The organism is Shewanella sp. SM101, from assembly GCF_025654465.1.
Classification (GTDB): Bacteria; Pseudomonadota; Gammaproteobacteria; order Enterobacterales; family Shewanellaceae; genus Shewanella; species Shewanella oncorhynchi.
The window spans coordinates 15,842-38,838 of sequence record NZ_JAKKRH010000033.1; the positions used below are offsets into that span (position 1 = coordinate 15,842).

Consider the following 22,997-nt stretch of genomic DNA (forward strand, 5'->3'; position numbering starts at 1 on the left):
GCGGGACGTTAGAGGGAGGATTAGAGTATGGTCGCGGCCATTTTGCGGCGCAGGTAAGCGATTTGCTGCATGTGCGGCAAATCTTTGGGGCAGTTATCTTGGCAGCCGAGTAACGTCATACAACCGAAGACGCCATCTTGATTGCCAATCACATGGTAGAAATCATCCGCGCTGCGGCTGTCTCTGCTATCCATTTCGAAGCGGGCAATTTTCATCATGCCAACCGCGCCGACAAAGGTATCACGCATTTGTTTGGTGGCGCAGGCCGACACGCAAACGCCACATTCGACGCAGCGTTCTAGCTCATAGATCCGTGCGGCTTCTTCGGGTGCCATTGGATTTTCGAGCCGATGAATGTCCTGATCATCGGGTCTAGGGTGCAGCCACAGTTTTAAGCGTTCGGCTAATTCACGCATAAATTTACCCGTGTTCACCGATAAGTCGCCAATCAGCTCGAAGCCAGGTAGCGGCATGAGGGTGATTTCACCATTGGGATAATTTGCCGTTAACGTGCGACAGGCAAGCGTGGGGAAACCATTGATCACCATGGCGCAACTGCCACAGATGCCCGCGCGGCAGACAAAGTCGAACTGCAATGAAGGGTCTTGTAGCTCACGTAGTTGATTTAAGGCGATAAATACTGTCATGCCCGGTGTTTCAGTCAACTGATAACGTTCCATCTTTGGCTTGTCTTGGCCATCTTGCGGATCGTAGCGAAAGATATTAAAGCTGATTTGACGGCTCATAGTGGTTTGTTTCCTACCGGTTGGGCTGGAGTGATCGCTAAGGTATCGCTGAGGCGTTCATTAGGAGCCTGCAGGTGGCTTGGCAGCTCGTATGGCATCAGGGCTCGCTGCAGTGTGTCTCTATCGGGGTCATTACCTAAGCTCGCGAGCACTTGATTGATTTCTTGTACGCGTTTTTCGGTATCTGGATGGGCGATAGTATTGTCGTTACCGTAGCCCCGGTATCCCGGTGGTAGCTCCATTTTCATCACATCTAAAGCTTCATAACGCAGTACTGGTTCCAGTGATTCGGCATCAGGCCAAGTTGCCAGCGTGCGGTTGAGCCAATCTTTATCATTGCGTTGTGGGTAATCTTCCCGTGAATGGGCGCCGCGGCTTTCAGTGCGAGCCTCTGCGCCACAGGCGACGGTTAGGGCCACTTTCAACATACGGGTGACGCGCAGCGCTTCGACTAACTCAGGATTAGCGTGACGTTTTTTACATTTAAGGCCAAGATTTTTTGCCCGCAGCAGTAAGTCTTTCAAGCCTTTAATGGCTTTATCTAACTCGGGTCCATTACGGAAGATCCCGACGTAGTTCATCATGATGCGTTGCATTTCTTTCTTTATTTGGAAGGGGTTTTCTGTGCCGTTGCCTTCGACCAGTCCATCGATTTCTTGCTGCAATTTATCAATGAATTTTTGAGTCAGCGCAGTATCAATTTCTAAGTCGTTATTCTCACAAAAATCAGCCACATATTTGCCGATGATCATGCCGCCAACCACAGTTTCTGCCACCGAATTACCGCCTAAACGGTTAAAACCATGCATGTCCCAACAGGCCGCTTCTCCGACACTGAACAGTCCTTTGAGTTGTGGACTCTCACCTGTGGCATTGGTGCGCACGCCGCCCATGGAATAATGCTGGGTAGGCCTGACGGGGATCCAATCTTTGCACGGATCGATACCGAGGAAATAATCACAAATCTCTTTCACTTCGCGCAGGTTGGTTTCGATATGCTCACGGCCCAGCTGCGTAATATCCAGCCACAGATGCGGGCCGTAAGGGCTTTCGACTCCATTGCCTTTACGCATGTGCTCTGTCATGCGGCGGGAAACCACATCGCGGGAAGCGAGTTCTTTTTTCTCTGGCTCGTAATCTGGCATAAAGCGATGACCGTCTTTATCACGCAGAATACCGCCATCACCACGACATCCTTCAGTGGTGAGGATCCCCGCGGGCACTATGGCGGTGGGGTGAAACTGCACCGCTTCCATATTGCCTAAGGTGGCGACACCTGTGTCGAGTGCTAACGCTTGGCCTATGCCTTCGCAGATGGTGGCATTGGTCGATATTTCATAAATCTTGCCATAACCGCCAGTGGCGATGGTGGTGGATTTGGCGACATAAGCGCGCAATTCACCTGTGACTAAACATCGGGCAATGACTCCATGACAACGCTTACCGTCATGGATCAGCGACAGGGCTTCAATCCGTTCATGTACTGGAATGCCCATGGAGATAGCTTGGTTATCGACCGCATACAGTAAAGAGTGGCCAGTGCCGTCGGCGGTGTAACAAGTACGCCATTTTTTAGTGCCACCAAAATCGCGGGCATTGATCAGGCCGTGAGCTTCTTCAGCCTCATTGAGCGTTACCCTTTGTGCGTTCATGATGACTTCACGTGGGCCGGCAGATATTCTCGACCAAGGTACGCCCCAGTTGGTGAGTTCGCGGATCGCTTTCGGTGCAACGTGGGCAAACATGCGTGCGACATCTTGATCGCAGCCCCAGTCAGAACCTTTGACTGTGTCTTGAAAGTGAATGTCTTCGTTATCGCCCATGCCTTTAACGGTATTGCCTAGGCTGGCTTGCATTCCGCCCTGTGCGGCGGCCGAATGTGAACGTTTTGCGGGAATTAACGATAGCACTAAGGTATCTAGGCCTCGCTCTTTGGTGGCAATCGCGACTCTGAGGCCTGCCAATCCTGCGCCAATGACTAATGAGTCTGTATAAATGATTTTCAAATCAGATCCTTATCTAATAATTTAGATAACATTTCATGGATTTATCATTGCGCTCCTCGGGCATAGATGCGCTGCAACTATGTATCAGAGGAGGATCCGTATGTTGTTTGTCTTGCTATATAGGCTAGGTGCGCCGATAGCGTCATGCCCATTACTGAGGAATAAACGGTTGTACTGGCAAAACTAATTCGATACCAATATTGATATAGGTCACTAGGCTTAATGTGCCTAAACACAATAAATAGACGATCAATACTTGCGCGATAGTGCGGATAAGTGGACGGTTACTACTCACACCCCACTTTAATATCACTCGGTATAAACCAACGATGCCGTGGAATAACACGATAGGTAAAAACACCACGTATAAGAGCCAAGCGTTATCGTGGTAAACCCGTTCGGCCGAAAGGTGAGGGCCAATATCAGGGTTTAAAATCATAGTGGCAAGATGGGCTGACACTAAGAAAAACAGTAAGAAACCGGTGATCATCTGCCAGAACCATGCTTGGGTATCTCTATGCTTGATAGTCGACATAAAGCCACGCATCGCTCGCCATTGGCCTAATTGCACTGGAAAACGACGTAGTGCGGTGGCGGCATGTACTGCAACAATCACCAGCATAATGACTGAAATGATCTGGGTCACGATGGGGAAGCCATGACCCGTCGAGCTAAACATACTGCCTTCTAAGAATTGCACCATGTGAAAAAAGGTTTCTTTACCAAATAAAATGCTCGCCTCGAAATGCATATGAAATAAGAGGAAAATACCTAATATAAGCCCAGTCACACTTTGTAAGCAGTCTGCTTGAGCCGACCAAGCTTGGCCAAATGGTCCGCCGTTAATGGCGGTAGGAACACGCGTTTTTGCTGACATTAATTCACCTCTTACTCGATTTGCTATGGCGTGAATGTACCTGCATCACGCCAAAACAAAGTCTATAGATACAGATTAAAAGAAGAGGGTTAATCCATTTGTAGGCATTAGCCCTGAGAGCACTTAGGGTCAAATTGAGCTACAGCATCATGCCGCCAAACAGGAAGGCTAATGCCACACTGGTGGCAATCGTCACAACGCCAGGGACCAGGAACGGATGGTTAAATACCGCCTTACCAATCCGTGTCGAGCCGGTATCATCCATCTCGACCGCAGCCAGTAGCGTGGGGTAAGTCGGTAATACAAACAGCGCGCTGACGGCGGCGAAAGAGGCTACGGCTGTCAATGGACTTACGCCAATCGCCAAGGCTGCTGGCATCAGCGCTTTTGTTGTCGCGCCTTGGGAGTAGAGCAGCATGGAGGCAAAGAATAAGGTTACCGATAATAACCAAGGCTGACTTTGCAGTAAGGTGCCGGCAAGATCTTTGATTTCCTCTATATGATTCGACACTAAGGTATCGCCTAACCAAGCCACACCTAATACACAGACACAGGCTGACATGCCTGACTTGAAGGTGGCCGCATTAGAGATTTCGCTCGCGTCTAACTTACAGAAAATCGTAATAGCGGCAGCTGCCGTGAGCATCAGCACCATAATGGCGGCGTCGCGTGGCAATACAGGGTCAACAATCAAACCGACTTTGTCAGATATCGCAGTGGCATACGCCATGACAGCCGCAATCGCCAGTAAGAAAATCATCACAGATCGCTTCGCGCCGGCTTTAATCTCGATTTGAGTTGTGCCGCGTGTTTTGACTAAACCTTTGGCTAAGCGTTCTTGATAGACAGGATCATCGGCCAATTCTTTACCCATTAAGTTGGCAACAACGGCTCCGACCATGCAGGCGAGGAAAGTTGAGGGAATACAAACGGCTAACAGTACTAAATAATCTACGCCAAACGGCTCTAAGATACCTGAGAAGAACACGACAGCCGCTGAAATCGGTGAGGCGGTAATGGCGACTTGAGATGCGACAACGGCAATAGATAAGGGACGAGAGGGGCGAATGCCTTGCTCTTTTGCGACTTCGGCAATAACAGGTAAGGTGGAGAATGCTGTGTGGCCTGTACCCGCAAAAAGTGTCATGAAATAGGTGACGACAGGGGCCAGAAAGGTGATTTGTTTTGGATGCTTACGTAATAATTTTTCTGCCAGTGAGACTAAATAATCCATCCCTCCAGACACTTGCATGGCCGCAATCGCGGTGATAACTGACATAATGATGAGGATCACGTCAATCGGGATATTGCCCGGTTTGAGTCCCATCCCCGCGGTCAGTATCAGTACCCCGACACCGCCAGCGAAGCCGACTCCCATGCTACCCATCCTTGCACCAAGGTAAATAGCGCCGAGGACGATAATTATCTCTAATATAATCATAGTGTTAACTCTATTTTATTTTTAATTTCAATAGCCTACGCATATTCACTCTGCGCAGGCTTATTCTTGAATCATCGAGTTGTGGGCTGGGGAAGGCTCCCCAGCCCCACTGAGTTACACTTTGGCTTTGCTAGTGTTTTTTGCTTTGTACTTAGGATTCATCAGGTTTTCAATCGAGAGAATGTCATCGAGTTCTTCAACCGTTAACAAACCGCGTTCGAGTACCACTTCACGGACATTTTTACCCGTTTGAGCGCAAATCTTGCCTATGATGTCACCTTCATGGTGGCCGATGATTGGGTTAAGGTAGGTCACGATCCCGATAGAGTTCATCACATGGGCCATGCAGATCTCTGGATTGGCTGTGATACCTTCAACGCATTTTTCACGCAGGGAGATACAGGCATTGCCCATCAAACTGAGCGACTCAAACATTGCCTGTCCAATCACAGGTTCCATTACGTTAAGCTGTAATTGACCTGCTTCGGCGGCCATAGTGATAGTGATATCGTTGCCGACAATCTTAAAGGCAACCTGATTGACGACCTCAGGGATCACAGGGTTAACCTTGGCTGGCATGATGGAGGAACCCGCTTGCAGCTCAGGAAGATTAATCTCCTTCAGACCTGTACGTGGACCCGATGAAAGTAAGCGTAGGTCGTTACAAATCTTGGACATTTTAATCGCCATACGCTTAATTGCACTGTGCAGCATAACGTAGGCACCACAATCGGATGTCGCTTCGATTAAATCTTCCGCTGGCACATAGGCGCGGCCAGTAATGTCTGCCAGATACTTAATGGCTAATGCAGAATAACCGACAGGCGTATTTAGCCCTGTACCAATGGCGGTTGCGCCTAAGTTCACTTCTAACAACAGCTCTTGGCAACGCTTGATGGACTTAATTTCTTCTCGCAATGTAACAGCAAAGGCATGAAACTCTTGGCCTAAGGTCATAGGCACGGCATCTTGCAATTGAGTGCGGCCCATTTTTAAGATGGTTTTAAACTCTGTGGCTTTAGTGTCGAAAGCGCTGATAAGGTCGGTTAATGCATCTAACAGAATATCGGTACTGTTGATGACCGCAATACGGAAACCTGTTGGATAGGCATCGTTAGTCGATTGGCATTTATTGACATGGTCATTAGGGTTGATGACATCGTAACGGCCTTTTTCAAGCCCCATGATCTCCAGTGCAACGTTGGCTAATACCTCATTGGTATTCATGTTGACCGAAGTACCTGCGCCTCCTTGATAAACATCGACCGGAAATTGATCAACAAATCGACCCGTTGTGAGTATCAGATCGCACGCTTCAATAATTTTGTCAGCGATTTCAGGACTTACAGCGCCTAATTCACTGTTAGCCATGGCAGCGGCTTTTTTTGTTAGCATCATGCCACGGACTAATTCAGGTACATCGGAAATTTTTTGATTACTCAGCTTAAAGTTTTCGATGGCACGCAATGTATGTATGCCATAATAAAATTCATTGGAAACTTCTTTCGTGCCCAATAAATCTTCTTCGATCCGTACGCTATTAGTATCTTTCATTTCGATCCTATTAAATCCAATTAATAGTAAGATATATCTCCGAGTATTGAGTTCTGGATGTGTACAATAAGTATACGTAACACATCAAGAATAACTCATCGAAAACATGAAGGAGAATCGTCTCCTTGACTATCGAAGTAGATCTTAACGCTTTGGCAATAACAGGATTAGGATGGTGATCACTTAACTGTTTGAAATAGTGTATTTCTTTTGTTTCTTAGATAAGTCTCTCAACTCGGATCACTAGTGTGAGCCATTACTTTTTGATGCAAATTAGCTATAGATTTGTTATTCGTTAACCAATCGGCGACATATTTATTCAAGTGTTTTTAAATTTAAATAAACCATACGATATTTAATTGTCACTGCGTCAATAGCGAATAATCATTGATTAGTTAAATCTACTCAATAATAAATGCATGGTGCTTTCCTTAAAGTTTAAATAATCAATTAGATAACGCTAAATCTGTTATTTCATTTTAGTGAGAGCTATCACAGTGAGGCTTAGACAATAGTGCACACTGTGGGCGTTTATTATTAATCAAAGGATGTAAGCATGAATTTTCCAATGCGTAAGCTTTTGCTCTCGGTCACTTTAGGGTTATTTCTTTCCTCCGCGGCGCAGGCGCTTCCACAGGTACGTATTATTGCCACGGGTGGCACTATTGCGGGAGTCGGCCAATCGGCTACTGAGTCTAACTATCAGGCTGGTGAAGTGGGCATTAGTAGCTTAATTGCGGCCGTGCCTGAAATGAAACAACTTGCCGATATTCAAGGTGAGCAACTGGTTAAAATCGGTTCGCAGGACATGAACGATAAAGTTTGGCTAGCCTTAGCCAAGCGCATCAATCTGTTATTGGCTGATAAAGATGTCGACGGTATCGTCATCACCCATGGTACTGATACCTTAGAGGAAACGGCGTATTTTTTAAATCTCACCATCAAGAGCGATAAGCCTGTAGTACTGGTTGGGGCAATGCGTCCATCAACTGCCATGAGTGCCGATGGCCCGATGAATCTGTATAACGCAGTCGCGACCGCCGCTAACCTCGAATCTAAAGGTCGAGGCGTGTTAGTGGTGATGAACGATACCGTATTGAATGCCCGCGATGTGACTAAGACTAACACTACAGGTGTACACACTTTTGCCGCGCCTAACTTTGGCCCGCTTGGCGTTATCCATAACAGCAAGATTGAGTACATGGGCAAAACTGAGCGTCAACATACAAGGCAAACGCCTTTTGATGTTAGCAAACTCGACAAGTTGCCACAGGTAGGGATTGTCTACAACTATGCTAATGCCAGCGATTTACCTGTTAAAGCTATGGTTGAAGCGGGTTTTGATGGCATAGTCAGCGCCGGTGTAGGTAATGGTAATATTTACCACTCAATATTTGATACCTTAGCTAAGGCGAGTCAAAAAGGCACCTTAGTCGTTCGCTCTAGCCGAGTGCCCACAGGCGCAACCACGCTTGATGCCGAGATAGACGATGCTAAATATGGCTTTATCGCAGCAGGTAATCTTAACCCGCAAAAAGCCCGCATTTTACTGATGCTGTCGTTAACGCAAAGCAAAGATCCACAGCAGATCCAACGTTGGTTTCAACAGTTTTAAGAATCAGCTGCGTGATAAAACAAAAGCCCTGCGAATATTCGTAGGGCTTTTGCATTTTGTCATTAATGGCTTACCTGTGAAGTTGTTTTTTCACGAGGCCATGAGCCGAAATATCTAAACTTTGGTGTGATTTTTAAAGCCAAAATTGTGAGGGTTCAACTCAGATTTTCAATCAAGATATTGCTCTATTACTATATTGACGAAAAGGCTTGGCTAATTAAACACTCAATATCTCGCTAATATATGCATACCATTCCACAGTAACCATTAAATCCACAGCTGTTTCAGCTTCCTTCCTATCTCATTATTTTTCGGCATATTCTGACTATATATCAAGGCGATAAACTATTTTTAGTACGGCATAAGGTATTGATTTTGTGACTTAAAGTGCTTTAGGTACTATAGTGAAAGCTTATTTTATCTGAAACATAGGTGAGCGCTTCCTAGGTTTCTTGTTTGATTTTGGGGGCAAAGTGCGAATTTTAATGAACAATTTCAAGGTAATTAGTTTTGTGCGTCAGTGGTTACTACTGGCGCTTTTGAGTATGGCGTTGCCACTGCAGGCGAGTGAAGATCCGCTGTGGATGGGAACGACAGGCTTGCCTATGAGTGAGCGGATCCATACCGGTGAACTTGCCAATGGTATGCGTTATTTATTGGTGAGCAATAAGACGCCGGAGCAGGCGGTCATAGTGCGGATGCGGGTGGATGTGGGCTCTTTGGTCGAGTCTGATACCGAGCAAGGATTAGTGCACTTTCTTGAGCACATGGCTTTTAATGGCTCGACCGGATTGGCGGCGGGGGAGATGATGCCGACATTGCAGCGCCTTGGCCTGAGTTTTGGCGCCGATACCAATGCTGTGACTGAGTTTCAGCAGACGGTCTATCAATTCAACCTGCCAAGTAATAGCCAAGATAAAATCGATACTGCTTTGTTTTTAATGCGAGAAATTGGCAGTAATCTATTACTTGACCCAGCGCTAATTGAACGTGAAAAAGCGGTGGTGTTGTCTGAGCTGCGTGAACGTAGCGGTGCGGATCTTGAGAATTACCGTAACCAATTACAGTTTTTAATGCCAAACACATTGCTGTCAAAGCGCTTCCCTGTGGGGGAGGCGAACAGTATCAGTAATGCCAATCGCGAGGCGTTGCTGTCTTTATATCAGCGTTTTTATACACCCTCACGCACCACTTTAATTGTCGTGGGTGATATCGAGGTGGCCGCGGTAGAACAAAAGATAAAACAACAGTTTGCCAGTTGGAAAGCCGCGCCTTTGGCCGCTAAAACCAAGGAACAAGCTATTGGTGCTGTCGCAGAGCGCCAAAGTGTCGATGCGGCGGCATTTTTTGATCAAAGTCTGTCAACGTCAGTTTCCCTTGGCATGCTAAAACCCATCTCAGCGATTACCGATAGCCCTGTTGTGCGGGAGCAGGAAATGTTGCTCGAGCTTGCCCATGGCATCTTGTATCGCCGTATGGAGTCGCAATTACTGCATAGCCAAGGTTTATATGGTGTAAATCTGCAGGTTGGGCCGCAGTTTGATATTGCCTATGGCACACAAATGAGCCTAGGTACGCAGGAAAATAACTGGCAAGAGGGAATCGCACTCTTGGAGAAAACCCTGCGTCAAGCAAAAGAGTTTGGTTTTAGCCAGCAGGAAATTGACCAGCAAATCAAACGTATGCATAAGGGATATCAGCTAAGTGTCGCGGGGAGCAGTACCATTCACAGTGTGAATATTGCCGAGAGTCTAGTGTATTCGGTGGCGGGCAATCGCGTCCCTGTCGAACCCGATTGGCAGCTCGCATTTTTTGAAAAAATAATGCCAACAGTGACACCACAAAAGCTAAGCCAAGTGTTTAATCAAACATGGAACGCTACGCCGTATTTGTATCTGACCAGCAATAAGCCCATTGAAAATGCTGAAAAACAGCTTATCGCCAGCTACGAGAAAAGTCGTAAACAAGCGGTGAGCGCACCATCAATCAAGGCGATTGATGAGTTTGCTTATACTCAGTTTGGTGAGCAAGGCAAGTTAGTGGCCGACAGTCGCGATAAGGAAACGGGGATTCGCCAACTGCAATTTGCCAATGGCGTGCGCCTTAATCTTAAGCCTACCAACTTTAATAAAGGCACCACATTGGTCAGCCTAAACATTGGCTTTGGTGAAGTGCCATTCCCTGAGTTGGATGGTTTGTCTTATCTGTTTAACAGTGCGTTTGTGCAGGGTGGGCTCAAGGCCCATGATTATGACAGTCTGCAGGATATTTTTGCTGGGCAAGATATTTCCATCAACTTAGGCCTGCGTGAGCAAAGTTTTGGCGGCGAGATTAGCACTAATGCCGCAGAGCTTCGCACGCAGCTTGGCTTAATGACGGCTTATTTAATTGAGCCGGGTATGGATAAGCAGGCTGAACAATTGTTTCGTGAACAAGTGATTGCCGAGCAACAAAGTATTCATAGCAACCCACAATCTGAGTTTTCTAATCAGTTTGCCCGTATCTCCCATAATGGTGATAAACGCTATGGTTATGGTGAGCCTGAAGAAATTCTCAAACGTCACTTTGGAGAATTAGCGCCGAGTTTCCATTCGGCCGTCGAGCAAGGGGCGATTGAACTCGCTATTGTGGGCGATTTTGACGAAGCGAGTGCCATTGCTGCTGTGGCTGAAACGCTTGGCGCCATTAAGCGTAGCCCTATTGATAATGCGCAGTCGATAGTACCTGTGTTTCCGAAAGTGCCCGTTCAGAAAACATTAACGCATTATGGTCAACTGGATATGGCGGCACTTGCCATGGTGTGGCCTACAACGGACATGACTCACTTGAGTCAACACGCGGGATTGGGTCTGCTGGAGCAAGTGCTAAGCATTCTATTAACGGAAAACGTGAGGGAGAAAGCGGGTGCGAGTTATTCGCCATCGGCCTTTTCTTATAACGATTTCAATGCCAGCGGTTATGGTTACTTAGGTTTGTTTAGCGTGACGACTCAAGCCATGTTGCCAACGGTTGCCGAGTATTTCACCGCCGCAGTTAAGCAAGTTAAAGCGCCTTCGGGGATCAGTGAGGACTTACTTAATCGAGCCCGCCAACCTGTGCTTGAGTGGATGCAAGCTGCGCCGCAAACCAATGGTTTTTGGTTAGATCTCACCTCAACTGCCCAGAGTCATCCTGGTCGTTTTGCTGCCTTTAAACAAAGGCAAGCGTTAGCGCAGCAGATGACAGTTGCAGAACTTAATAAATTGGCGCAGCAATATCTGCAAGACGATAGCAGTTTAATGATCCAAGTTCTGCCTGCACCGCCAGAACCTCAGCAATGAGTGTTGGGCTCATAGAATAGTAGACTGATCATTCACCGACATATCCCCTGTGGTCGCAAACCGCTGGGGATATTTTTCTACCCCTGTCCTCCTTATGTTTTGTTACCAACTTTTCTTCCTCGTTCGTGGTGTTATGTCCTCCCATAAGTCGTCAATGGAAATACCTGTTGTCGAAAATGCCACTCACAGATCTGCGCGAGTGAAACTAGGCTAGGCGCAACTTATGTGTGAGATGGCTAATGGGGTGAGGTATATGTTTCGATATCTATTGTGCAGTTTTTGTCTAGTGCTTTTGTACCCGACAGAGATAGATATGTACTTGGTCGGTTTGCCGCAAATTGCGCAGGATTTAGGGGCGAGTGAGGCGCAGCTGCATATTGCTTTTTCTGTGTATCTTGCGGGAATGGCAACCACTATGCTGTTTGCGGGGAGCTTAGCCGATAGGATTGGGCGTAAACCCATTACCTTGTTTGGCGCATTGTTGTTTGCTATTGCCTCTTACTTTGCCGGTAGTGCGCAAACCAGTGATCTCTTTTTAATGGCACGCTTTGCACAAGGCATTGGTGCGGGTTCTTGCTATGTTGTGGCTTTTGCGATTTTGCGTGATGTATTAGACGATAAGCGCCGAGCAAAAGTGCTCTCTATGGTCAATGGCGTGACTTGCATTATCCCAGTGATTGCACCTGTGATAGGCCATTTAATTATGCTTAAATTCCCATGGCCTAGCCTATTTAACACTATGGCGGGGATGGGATTAATAGTCTTAACCCTGTGTATTTTTGTATTGCGCGAAACCTATCCTAAACAGCAACTTCACACCACAGTTGAGCAGGGTGGGTATAAAGAATCCTTTAAACAGCGGTTTTTTCTCAGTCGCGTGGTGATAACGACTTTAGGTGTGACCACGATTTTAAGCTATGTAAATGTCTCTCCCATGTTGATCATGGGGCAGATGGGGTTTGACCGTGGACAATATTCCAACATTATGGCTATGACAGCATTTGTGAGTATGGTTGCCTCATTTTCGACGCCCTTTTTACTTAACTTGTTTAAAGAAAAATCATTAATTTTGTTCTCTCAGACATTATTTGCCGCCGCAGCACTGGTGTTGATATTGACCCAATTGGGCTGGCTGGGTCAGTTATTCAATCTGCTCAGTTTTGGTTTTGTGTGTTCCGGTTTTGCGATTGGATTTGGGGTCACCATGAGTCAGGCGCTGAGTCCATTTGTTACTCGGGCTGGAGTTGCCAGCTCATTACTGGGAATTGCCCAAGTGTGTACTTCAGCTTTATATATTTGGGTGATGGGTCTGCTCGAAGTAAGTGCGATTAATATATTATTAGTGATCCTCGCTGTCGGTGCGCTGGTGAGCATTACACTGATCTTAGCGGTTCCTAAATTGCCGGAAATTGTACTTAATGACCAAATCCCTGAGTCGGCTTGATCTTAACTTATTGTTTATTTTGCAGCTTTTATTACAGGAGCGGAGTGTCTCTAAGACTGCCAAAAAGCTCAATGTCACGCCATCCACTGTGAGTAAGTCGCTGGCCAAATTACGGGATTGGTTTGACGATCCCTTATTTGTCAAAACGCCGCAGGGATTTCAGTTAACGCCATTGGCTCACGGTATGGAGCAGGAGTTATCCGAATGGTTGCAAATGGGTAAGCAACTGATGGCTAAGCGCGGTGACGAGATGACCAAAGGGCTCACCTTCGAGTTGATGCTTGAGTCTCCTTTGTTGCTTATCATGCTTAATGAGCTGACTCAGGCCATTTATACTCAATACCCTGATGCAAAGGTGAAGGTACGAAATTGGGATTACGATTCACTCGAAGCGATTGTGCGTGGTGAAGCGGATATGGGGTTTACCGGCCGAGAAAGTCATCCACGTTCCAAGGAATCCCTTGATTTATTACCCTATTTTATCGATTTTGAGGTTTTATTTACCGATCTTCCTCAGGTATATTTACGCCGCGATCATCCCGCCTTACAGGAAGAGTGGAATATAGACACCTTTCTTAAATATTCGCATATCAATATCTTGTGGGAAAAGAGCGAAACTTGGGCCTTAGATGATGTGCTTATTGAGCTTGGGTTAAGCCGTAATATTGTGCTGACCTTGGCCAGTTTTGAGCAGTCACTGTTTGTCGCGGCAGAGCCTCACCACAGCATGATGGCAATTGCGCCACAATATTGTGAACAATATGCTCGCCAATTACACCCTGACTTAGTGAGTCGTCCTATTCCGATAAGTGGCGAATATCTTGATAAACTCGCCATTCCTTTTACCTTGATTTGGCATAAGAGAAACAGCCATAACCCCAAAATCACTTGGCTAAGAAACAAGATAAAAGCGATTTACCAACAGCATGATTAAGGCTGTTATTTACTGTATTAACTTTGTTGGGGAATACCCAATTGCTGACAAATATGTTGGATACAAAGTTCTCGCTGTTGGCACCATAGCCCATAGCTGACGGGGATAAGTTTAATCCCCGCGCGCTGTAAGAGTTTATACAGTTCAATATCGAAAAAGTCCGCCCAAGGTCCTGGGTAACCGATTAAATCTATTGCTAAATATTGGTTACCATAGCGACATAAAATATCCAGTTCTAGCCCTGCCATATGGTAGGCGCGCCAGACTGTTATGCCTTTTGCTTCAATCGCCTGTGCCACTGACTGGCCGAAGCTATCGAGGGCATCGACATAATTGTGCGCCGCTTGAAATTGGCCCGCCGATGCTAAGTAAGTTGCCAGTAAATTATTGTTGGGGAGCTCATGTGCTTGTACCGATAAAAATAGCCACTGCATCTGTTTAGCGCGGGTGATGGCGACATTAAACATATCTTCGCGATTTAAGTACACGGCGGCGCGGCTGTCGTTGGCCGTAATGCTAAACGACAGCAGCATAATATCGCGCTCTTCCCCTTGAAAACCAAAGGGCGTGGCAATCCGTAATTGGTGACGCTCGAGTTGTTGTGCGCTAAAGCGCGCGAGGATTTGCTGGGATAAATACTCCGTCTGATTGCGAAAACAGGAGAGTACACCAATGCTGGAAGGCACTAATGCATTCTCTTGTTCATCAATCAGTTGAGCTAACTTTTGAATTAATGCCTCCGCTTCTATGGCGTTAATTCCCTTACTATCACGGTTGCCAGTAACCTGGACTCTGTGTAAGTGCCCTGAACTTGTGCAGGGTCTGTGCTGCATAATCTTCAGCATACCTTGATAAAACTGCTGATTACTAAATTGGATCAGCTCAGGTTTACTCCGAAAATGCTCATTTAAAAATACCACTTGGGATTGGCTCGCGAGGGATTGTGACGCTAAGTCGAGCATACTGGCATCACGGTAGCTCATTAGGCCGCGACAATCTGGGGCGAGTCCGAGTTGGGTCTGGATTTGAGTTTGTTTTGCGCGGGATAAAAACGAGAAATGGCGCAGTTGTTTGCTATCTCCCACCACCAGTGCCGCTTTTGCTCGCTGCAAGGCCGGTAAACATGCGGCAATATTGGCTTGGGTGGCTTCATCAATAATCACTAAATCAAACATTTGCTGCTCCATGGGCAGCACTTTATGTAAGCTGGCAAGGCTAGATAACCAAATGGGAAAGGTTTGTTTTAAGGCATCAAAATCCGTCTTGTAGAAACCGTCGAGTTGCTTAGCGGACTGGCGAGCGCGTAACGCACTGGCAAAACTCACCAGCGTACTGCGCTTATTTTTGAGTAATTGGTTTAATCGATAGTGAGTGGCCAATTGTAAGTATTTGAGGCTTAAGCTTTCTTTTTGCGCTATCAGTGTCGTTAATTTATCGAGTTCATTCCATTGCTGGGCAAACCTTTTTATACCTGCACGGTAAGCCCAGTTGTAAAATCCTAAGCGCCAACGGGATTGTCCTTGTTGTAAGGTCGCCAGTTTTTGGCCGCGACGTATGGCATGGCGGCAATGACGTATAAAGCCCGCTTCCATTTTGACTTGCTGACGAGTCACGGTATTAAGTTGTTGTTTTGAACTTAATAGCAATCTATCCGAGATGGCTTCATTTGATGCAGGGTGCTGACCATGGAGCATTTCATCAATCTGGTTTTTAAGGACTTTTATAAACTGCGGCGAGCCTGCTCGAATAAGGCTGCTCCCTAGCTGGAATTGTTGTTGCAATTTATCGGCAATCACATCAACAGCAACATCGGTGTGGGCGACGATGAGGACAGATTTGCCCCTTAATACCTGCTCCGCCGCCACTGTAGCTATGGTGTAACTCTTACCTGTTCCCGGTGGGCCTGAGATCTGCCCCAAAGTATGATTGGCCGCAATCTTTAAGGCCTGAATTTGCGCGCGGCTTAACAGCCCAGGAAGATAAGCCTCTTGCGTGTCTTCACTGGCGCTGATTGATGTTGTTTGTTGTGTTTCTGCGAATAGCGCTTTAAGCGGTGCTGATGGTTCAGCCGCTGTCATTAGTTTGTCGAGTTCGTGCAAAATGCCGCGACTTGCGATCGAACGTTCTGCCAAAATGATTTGGCTTCGACTGACAAGAAACTGCCCACGTTTACGGCATAAGCTAGTGAATTCAGCCTCATCGATCAGCTTGGGAAAATGCAATAAATGACTGGTATCGACATCGGCTTGGCCCGCCCGCAGCCAAGATATCCAGCCACTGACATCCGTTGGATTATCGCGTAAATCTTGGCTTAGGCTATGTCCTTCAACGACTAATTTTTCTAATAGAGCTTCATTGATAGTGAATGGTCCGCTGCCAGCTAGAGTGTTATTGCTCTCTAGGTAGAGATTATCGCCGTCAGCCTGTAATTGGCATTCGCGATAAAGGAGTGGTGTCACGACTTTACGTTTTTCGCCATTAAGGTCGACTGTGCCGCAGAAAAACAGACAGCAGTGCAATAATACCTTTTCGCGTAAATACAAAGCGCTACGTGCTAGTAATGCACTGGCGGGAGCAAATGGTACTGGCAAGCGGGGTAGGAAGCCACTGCTTAACTCGTCTTCATGTTGGAGTAATAGCTGATCTTGCTCGGCAAGCTTGTGGCTAGACCAGAGATTGATTTCGGCACTATCGTGTTGAAAACATTGTTTGTAGTAGTTGAGAATCCCTTGCAAATCCTATCCATCCCAAAGGCTTAATTGGCGATGCGAGAGTAACCTAATCGCATTAGTCGAACAAGGTTTGTACCGTCTGAGGATAGTTTATCCATAGTCGCTATAAGCCTAAAAGAGAGGTATTCGATAGATCAGCCATTTTCCACTGGAGCGAATTTTTGAGAGGCGAGCAAAAGTATCAGCAGCCGCATTTGTATCAATTAAGGGCCTGAAAAGTGTGGTTTGTATCACTTTTCAGTGTGTTATTGAAATGTTTGTTAAGTGTTTGAGTTTGTAAAATATTTGTTTTTGTTTTTAGTGGAAATTGCCATTGTTGTCATTGTATAACTGCGTAGATTGAACTGAATTTTTTGTCTGCTAATGAGGGAAACAATGATAAAAAGTAAGCTAAAGGGATTCGCTGCGGTGGCTGTTGCCTGTTTAGCGGTAACGGCATGTGGCTCAGATGATAATAATGAAGAGGGCACAGATCAAAATGCCACCTATGTGCAATTCTATAATGCTTCAGCTGGAAGCACTGTTACTGCACTCAAAGTTGCCGATAAAACCTATGAAAGTGTGATCTATGGGGACACTATGCCGCGATTTACGTCGACGGCTGGCGTAACTGCGATTGAAGTGATGGCTAAGGATGCCTCTGATAAAGATATCTCTATTTATAAAGAAAATATCGATTTGAAAGTTGCAACGGACCATTTCTTTGTATTACATGGTGATTTTACCGAACCTAAATTACTTAATATCAACTATTCTCGCACTGAACTCGATAAGCTCAACGAAGTGGCTGAAAACAGTAAAATGCAGCTCTTGATTGCCAATACTGCAGTGCATGCCCAAGCCTTTGACGCTTATGTTTCTAAGTCGACCCAAACCTTTGCCGATGCTGTGATGTTAGGCAGTGTGGCCTACGGTGAAGTGTCGCAGCCGCAAGTGATGGATACGGGTGAATATAAGGTTTACCTCGCACCAGCGGGAACAACCAATGTTTCTTATACAACTGCGAACATTAAATTCAGTTCTAAGGTGCCTTATAAGCTGATTATCCGCGAAGGTTTTGGTGCTTCGGATTCAAAAATCACCTTGGACAGTGTCGATTCAACCACCAATGTTCGCAATCATGTAGCATTAGAAGCGAGTGTCGATTATCGCGTCTTTAACGGTTTAGGTTCGCACATTATCGATGTGAAAGTGGCTAGCAGTAAGCAAGATACTCTGTTTAGCGAAGTGCCATCTTTTGGGGTGACTAGCTATCAAGGTGCTGAGTTTAATGATTTTGGTGTGAGTGTGTTCGACCACGGTACGCAAAATAAATTGCTCGATAATGTGCTTATCACCCTTAACCAAGATGACATTAAAACCATCTTCATCTATGAGCAAACGACCGAGCAGGGCAGCCAAGTGAAGGCGATGGAGATGAAGCAAACTCAGACGCCAAGTCCCTATAGCTTTAAGTTCGACATTGTGAGTTTTGCCGATAAAAGCAATCTAACCGTGTATTTCTTAAAGGCAAATGACACGATTGAAACGGCTGTAAATAAGATCACCGCAGTCAATCCTGCGAGCCCTCAGTCATTGACTGTGCCAGCTGGCGAATATTCTATTAAGGTTATCGCTGTGGAAAACGGTACTAAAACCGTTGTCTATGCATCCGATTTAATGGATTTCAGCAATGAAGACAATGTGACTATGGTGCTGAATAAAGATCCTTCTACTAGCTTTGGTTATAACTTGATTAAGATCTAACCGCTAAGGTGAGTGAACGGCTCTAATAAAACAGCGCTACTTAGGTAGCGCTTTTTTTGCTGTTTTTTTGTGCTCGTTTTAGTGGGCTTAGTAGATTGAGCATTATTGTCTTAGCATTCACTTTTTATTGATTGTGGCTGCGGGGTTAATGTAGGCTGATCGGCAAAAATTAAGCCGAGCATTGCTGTGATGCGAATAACGCGAGCAATATAGGAAAAGGAGTTCACTGTGATGAGTAAAGGATTTAAAGACGGCCATTTCCAAATTGGTGAAGGCAGTATTAGCGGCACTATAGCGTGTATGTTAGCGATATTATCGTTTCTGGGTGTATTGGCGTTTCATTTTCCCGAATATCTCACCACTCCAGAATTACGCCAAAGCTATAATGTCGATGTTATTCGCAGCTTAATATTTGTCGCCTTAGTGGTATCGGGCAGTTTAGGTTTATTGAATTTTATTCGAAATAAAAATAAGCGTTTCGGCTTTGTGGCTTGGGTATTTGTGAGTTTAGCTATTGCCTTTGGTGGTCATCAAGTTGAAGTCGAGCCTTTTGCTAATCATAAGGTCTCACTGGGTTTAGATTGGTTTATTTTAGACTTATTAGGCTCAACCTTAATTTTCATTTTTATCGAGAAATGGCTACCCCATAAACCAGAACAAGCAATATTGAGACCCGAGTGGCAAGGGGATTTAAACCATTTTTTGGTGAATCACTTAGCGATTGGATTTGTATTATTGGTGGCAAACCAATTTGTGCAGTCGACCTTTTCTTGGGCTATTTCCAGCACAGTGCAAAGCTTTATCGCGGGTCTTCCCTTTGTGTTGCAACTGTTGTTGATTTTATTGGTCGCCGATTTAATGCAATATGCGGCGCACCGTGCCTACCATGAAATTCCTTTCCTGTGGCGCTTCCATTCGGTGCACCATAGCGCCAAGCATTTAGATTGGTTGGCGGGATCTCGGCAACATATGTTTGAGTTGATCGCTACCCGTTGTTTGGTGCTCACGCCGATTTTTATCTTGGGATTCTCCAAAGACATCATCAGTATTTATGTGATTATCGTTGGCGTGCAGGCGGTCTTTAATCATGCCAATGTGCAGGTTAACTTTGGCTGGCTACGTTACTTAATTGTCAGTCCGCAATTCCACCATTGGCACCATGCTTCTGATAAGGCGGCAATCGACCGTAACTATGCTGCCCATTTTTCTTTTTTAGATTACCTATTTGGGACTGCAGTTCGAGGTCAGAAAGAGTGGCCAGAGCAATATGGTGTCGTGGGCGATTACATGCCTGTTGGCATGTTTAAACAGCAATTGTATCCCCTCGGTTTAGCGAAGAAAGATACAAAATAATGGCGCTGTATTTGGAGTGATTTGTTTTGGAATGATTGTCTGGGCGTGGTTTGTTAGGTCAACTGAGCGGCAACGCTGAGTCGTGTAACTCTGATACTGGGATAGAAAAAGCCCAACACAGCGTTTGGAACCGCGCTTTGTTGGGCTTTTTGCCGTTCAAACTACAATCGTTATTCGGAAATTTTCAGTTCTTGGCCTGGCTTAATAATGCTTTTGCCATTGAGCTGGTTCCACTTCATTAAGTCAGCCAGTTTAACCTTATTCTTACGGGCGATTTTATCCAGCGAATCGCCGGATTTTACCTTGTACGTGGCCGCTTTCGTTGCCGGTTTATCGGCCGATGTTGAGTCGGTGGCAGTGCTATTCGCCTTGCTTGATGGCTTACTGCTGGCTTTCTTATCGGCCTTCGCCTTAGTTTTAGTGGGTTCAGGCTCATTATCATTGCCCGCCATTGGCGTTAACAGTGTGAGCTCTTGGCCGATTTTTAGGCGGTCAGATGTCAGATTGTTGGCCTGTTTTAATGCTTTCACTGACATATCAAACTTGGCTGCGATTGTGCCTAGGCTGTCGCCAGATTTGACGATATAGCTTTGGCTGTCATAGCGTTTTTGAGCGTAGAGCTTGTCTTGATTTTCCTGATAATGACCTATGTTTTCCAGCGGTAAGGCGATTTGATATTTGCCTTTGCTGGGGATTACACCTTGGCGAAAGCCTGGGTTATAGGTTTTAAATTCTGCTTTGCTGAGCCCTGCTGCATTAGCAATCTGGCCAATATCTACGCCATTAGGTGCTGGCACTCTTTCCAAGAAAGGGCGGTTAGCAATAGGAGGGACTTTTAAACCGTAGTGGTTGGGATTTCGAATAATCTGAATAAATGCCAGCCACTTAGGGACTGTTTGTACTCGCTTAGCGGGGATACCCAGTGACCAAAAGTCCGTAGGTTTGCCCTTGGCTTTGTTTTTATCAATGGCGGCTTTGATCACTAGCTCACCGGTATTGTAGGCGGCAACGGCGTTGATCCAGTCTTTGTCTAAGGTGTCGTATAGGTGCTGTAGATAGTCGAGCACTGCATCGGTTGAGGCCAGCGCATCTTTACGGCCATCGTAGGCTGAATTCACCGTTAAGCCAAAATTACGTCCAGTAGCAGGGATCATTTGCCACAGTCCTGCGGGGCCGTTAGCTTGTGCTAAAGGGTTATAGCCACTTTCGACTATGGGCAATAACGCCAATTCTAATGGCATGTTACGCGCTTCGAGCTGGCTGACTATGTAATACAAGAATGGCTCGGCGCGATCGCCAACCTGATTCATAAATTTTTGTTTATCATCGAAAAAGTTACGCTGTTTACGTACTTCGGCATCATCATGGACATCAATGGTATTGGCGTGTTGGATCTTTTCCCACACATCGCTGTACTGCTCAACCACTTCGGGAGGTGTTTGATGCTGTTGTGGCGAGTGGTCGTTATCGTTACTGACATTACTTGCTGTGGCATTGAATTCAGTGGTTGATGGGCTTGCTGATGTTGTAGCACAACCGCTCAGTAGGGCCATTAGCATGGCAAGCATAAGCACTGTAAATGAGTGCGTTTGGCGAAAATGTGTCCGCATGATTGTCCTGTGATGAGTTGACTGGGCATTCCATATTGGTGCACATGCTAATCTGTTTTCGAGTTTCTGGATAGCTCCCCCAAGTTTTACCTATCATATCAAAGTTGACTTAAGGCCGATTGTGCCGCCCTTTGATTGCAGATCCTGCGTTTAGCTTTATCGATTTATACGCTACCATAGCCGCGATTTTTCATTAACTTGGGTAGCAAAGTGCAGACGTTAGCGCAGTTAAGGGCAGGGCAGTTACAAGGGATCACACGTTTACAATTGGTTGAGGATTTAACCGAGTTCCCGCGGGAGATTTTTGATTTAGCCGATTCCCTCGAAATCCTCGATTTATCGAATAATCAACTGAGCACTTTGCCCGAGGATTTACACCGCTTATCGCATTTAAAGATAATTTTCGCCTCGAATAATCGCTTTGAACATTTGCCTGAGGCATTAGGGCGCTGCACAAATTTAGAGATGATTGGCTTTAAGGCCAATCAAATCAAAACAGTGACTGCGGCGGCATTACCGCTGCAAACCCGCTGGCTCATCCTAACTGATAACCTCATTGAGACATTGCCTGCGGCCATGGGCGATTTACATCGTCTGCAAAAATTAGCCTTAGCGGGTAACCGTTTAACAGCATTGCCCGAGTCGATGGCCAATTGCCGCAACTTAGAGTTAGTGCGTTTATCGGCCAATCAACTCCACGCACTGCCAGCTTGGTTACTCAGTTTGCCTAAACTGACTTGGCTCGCCTTTGCGGGAAATCCATTCAGCCATACCTTAGTCGATCCCCACGCCGATGTGGCCACAGTGGCGAATGTGACTCTGGGTGATATCAAGTTGGCTGAGAAGCTTGGCGAAGGGGCTTCTGGGGTCATTTATCGAGGCGATTGGTTGAATCAAGCCATGATAGCCGCGACGGGGTCGGCGCAGATTGCGGTAAAACTCTTTAAGGGGGAAGTGACGAGCGATGGTTATCCCGCTGACGAGTTAGATTGCTGTCTCACAACGGGTGATCATCCCAGCCTTATTAAGGTCGTGGCGCACATTAGCCAGAAAGATCAATTGGGTTTAGTAATGGAACTTATTCCGCCAGGGTTTAGTAACTTAGGGCTACCACCAAGTCTTGTCACCTGCACTCGCGATACCTTTAAAGACGGTAGCGAATTTCGCCTTGATGAAGTCGCCAAAATCACACACCAGTTGGCCGATGCAATGGCGCACATGCATGCCAAACAAGTAAGTCATGGTGATGTCTACGCCCATAATATTATGGTTAATCAACAGATGAGCTTATTGTTTGGGGATTTTGGTGCGGCATCAAACTTACGCAATCTATCGACAGCAGAACGCTTAGCGATAGAAGCTATTGAAGTGCGGGCGCTTGGTTGCTTGATTGAAGATCTGTTGGCCTATGTGGATGCATCGGCCGATGTGAGTGCCTCGATTGGCCCTCTGTACTACACACAGTTGAGTGCGATTAAAGACGAGTGCATGCAGTTAGATGTGGCTCAGCGCCCCTGTTTTGCAGATGTGAAAAAGGCCATCGGAGCCCTGTTAAAAGGTAAATAGTGGCTTGCTAATAGGCTGGCTCTACACTTGTTTCAAGTTTGCTGTATTTTATG

General features: G+C 46.1%; 14 protein-coding genes. 7 read left to right on the forward strand and 7 right to left on the reverse strand.

Annotation, left to right across the window (positions count from 1 at the left end):
• Positions 1-20: 20 nt before the first annotated feature.
• The 5 genes from L5M38_RS17155 to aspA all read right to left on the reverse strand — a co-directional run bounded on the left by L5M38_RS17155 (position 21) and on the right by aspA (position 6,624).
• On the reverse strand, positions 21-746 hold the full coding sequence (locus L5M38_RS17155) for a fumarate reductase iron-sulfur subunit (RefSeq protein WP_105251338.1): 726 nt from the start codon (positions 744-746) through the stop codon (positions 21-23).
• Positions 743-2,752 carry a fumarate reductase flavoprotein subunit gene (locus tag L5M38_RS17160; protein ID WP_263179776.1) on the reverse strand — a complete coding sequence of 670 codons (2,010 nt, stop codon included), beginning with the start codon at positions 2,750-2,752 and terminating at the stop codon, positions 743-745. The genes L5M38_RS17155 and L5M38_RS17160 overlap by 4 nt, the downstream gene beginning before the upstream one ends.
• A 151-nt stretch (positions 2,753-2,903) precedes the next feature.
• Positions 2,904-3,629, reverse strand: a complete 726-nt coding sequence (locus tag L5M38_RS17165) for a fumarate reductase cytochrome b subunit (RefSeq protein WP_263179777.1) — start codon at positions 3,627-3,629, stop codon at positions 2,904-2,906.
• A gap of 139 nt (positions 3,630-3,768) precedes the next feature.
• Positions 3,769-5,070, reverse strand: a complete 1,302-nt coding sequence (locus tag L5M38_RS17170) for an anaerobic C4-dicarboxylate transporter (protein WP_113940028.1) — start codon at positions 5,068-5,070, stop codon at positions 3,769-3,771.
• A gap of 114 nt (positions 5,071-5,184) precedes the next feature.
• Entirely contained in the window at positions 5,185-6,624 is a 1,440-nt protein-coding gene (aspA, locus tag L5M38_RS17175; protein WP_263179779.1) for an aspartate ammonia-lyase, read from the reverse strand.
• Positions 6,625-7,180: 556 nt separating this feature from the next.
• Here aspA and ansB point away from each other — a divergent pair.
• From ansB to yidZ, 4 genes are all read left to right on the forward strand, one after another.
• Positions 7,181-8,239 (forward strand): L-asparaginase 2, encoded by a 1,059-nt coding sequence (gene ansB / locus L5M38_RS17180; protein WP_113940026.1) that lies wholly within the window; start codon positions 7,181-7,183, stop codon positions 8,237-8,239.
• Positions 8,240-8,724: 485 nt separating this feature from the next.
• The gene (locus tag L5M38_RS17185; RefSeq protein ID WP_263179781.1) at positions 8,725-11,559 is read left to right on the forward strand and encodes a M16 family metallopeptidase; all 2,835 of its coding nucleotides are present in this window, start codon (positions 8,725-8,727) and stop codon (positions 11,557-11,559) included.
• Between the two features lie 253 nt (positions 11,560-11,812).
• Positions 11,813-13,003 carry an MFS transporter gene (locus L5M38_RS17190; protein WP_263179782.1) on the forward strand — a complete coding sequence of 397 codons (1,191 nt, stop codon included), beginning with the start codon at positions 11,813-11,815 and terminating at the stop codon, positions 13,001-13,003.
• Positions 12,978-13,937 carry an HTH-type transcriptional regulator YidZ gene (gene yidZ / locus L5M38_RS17195; protein WP_263179783.1) on the forward strand — a complete coding sequence of 320 codons (960 nt, stop codon included), beginning with the start codon at positions 12,978-12,980 and terminating at the stop codon, positions 13,935-13,937. The genes L5M38_RS17190 and yidZ overlap by 26 nt, the downstream gene beginning before the upstream one ends.
• Before the next feature lie 17 nt (positions 13,938-13,954).
• Here yidZ and L5M38_RS17200 read toward each other — a convergent pair whose 3' ends face one another.
• Positions 13,955-16,672, reverse strand: coding sequence for a DEAD/DEAH box helicase (locus tag L5M38_RS17200; RefSeq protein WP_263179784.1), 2,718 nt, complete (start codon positions 16,670-16,672; stop codon positions 13,955-13,957).
• 372 nt (positions 16,673-17,044) lie between these two features.
• Here L5M38_RS17200 and L5M38_RS17205 point away from each other — a divergent pair, with 372 nt between their 5' ends.
• Positions 17,045-18,415, forward strand: a complete 1,371-nt coding sequence (locus L5M38_RS17205) for a DUF4397 domain-containing protein (protein WP_263179785.1) — start codon at positions 17,045-17,047, stop codon at positions 18,413-18,415.
• A gap of 231 nt (positions 18,416-18,646) precedes the next feature.
• Positions 18,647-19,768 carry a sterol desaturase family protein gene (locus tag L5M38_RS17210; protein ID WP_173247017.1) on the forward strand — a complete coding sequence of 374 codons (1,122 nt, stop codon included), beginning with the start codon at positions 18,647-18,649 and terminating at the stop codon, positions 19,766-19,768.
• Positions 19,769-19,938: 170 nt separating this feature from the next.
• Here L5M38_RS17210 and L5M38_RS17215 read toward each other — a convergent pair whose 3' ends face one another.
• Entirely contained in the window at positions 19,939-21,378 is a 1,440-nt protein-coding gene (locus L5M38_RS17215) for a LysM peptidoglycan-binding domain-containing protein (protein ID WP_263179787.1), read from the reverse strand.
• Positions 21,379-21,588: 210 nt separating this feature from the next.
• Between L5M38_RS17215 and L5M38_RS17220 the strand changes: the two genes are divergently transcribed.
• Positions 21,589-22,944, forward strand: a complete 1,356-nt coding sequence (locus L5M38_RS17220; RefSeq protein WP_263179788.1) for a leucine-rich repeat-containing protein kinase family protein — start codon at positions 21,589-21,591, stop codon at positions 22,942-22,944.
• Positions 22,945-22,997 lie beyond the last annotated feature (53 nt).